At 55.4% G+C, this 728-nt stretch carries 1 protein-coding gene; it reads right to left on the reverse strand.

Going from position 1 to position 728, the window contains the following annotated elements; all coding sequences use genetic code 11:
* The coding region (locus tag ACXJ5O_RS28895) for a DUF1254 domain-containing protein (protein ID WP_457302903.1) at nucleotides 1-728 on the reverse strand (728 nt) is incomplete at both ends.

A 728-nucleotide genomic window follows, 5' to 3' on the forward strand; every position in this document is an offset into this window, starting at 1 on the left:
CCTACGATGGTCTTCACCATGCCCTCGGCTACGGTTATGGCTTCGAACGTATAGTCGGTACGCTCGTCGAGTTGGCTATAGCCGGGCGCTTCCTGATCCGGATTGAGGGTGAGCACCCATTCCCAGTGCGTTCCTGGATAGGAGGATGCATTGGTCAGGCGTGGAGCCATGCTTAGTGTTTGGGCCATCAGGAATCCAACATCGGCCGCATCAGACAGTATTTTCTTCTGACGGGCATCGGGTTCGAATGGCTTTCCCTTTTCGAGGCCAAGCGGCTTGAGCATTGCGTGGAAGAAACGATCACGCTCTTCCACAGGCTCTTTGTTCAAGGCATCCGAAAGATATTGCCAATACTCAAACCCCTTTGGCGGAATCGAGTTCATTGCGCGGTCTCCCGCGTGGATGACACGGGTCTCCGGAGGATTGTCGGCCTGGGAAAGCGGGTAGGCCTTGATCCCTGTCAGGGTATTCACGGCCGACTTGATGTCGCCGTCTTTCACAAAAGCACGGCCGACCAACATCGTCTGGTTTGTCTTCGATTTTGCAGTCAGATATCCGTCCGGGACAACACCAGTGTATCCCGGTGGCAGGAGCAGGAATTTTCCACCTTTCCCCTTGTCGGGTCCAAACGGTCCCACCTCTACGACGGGCCGTTGCCAAAAGTCATCGATAACACCGTAGACACCGGTCGGAATGTCTGTAACAACCGGTCCATCACGACCCAGGTC

This window comes from Phyllobacterium sp. P5_D12, assembly GCF_054049495.1.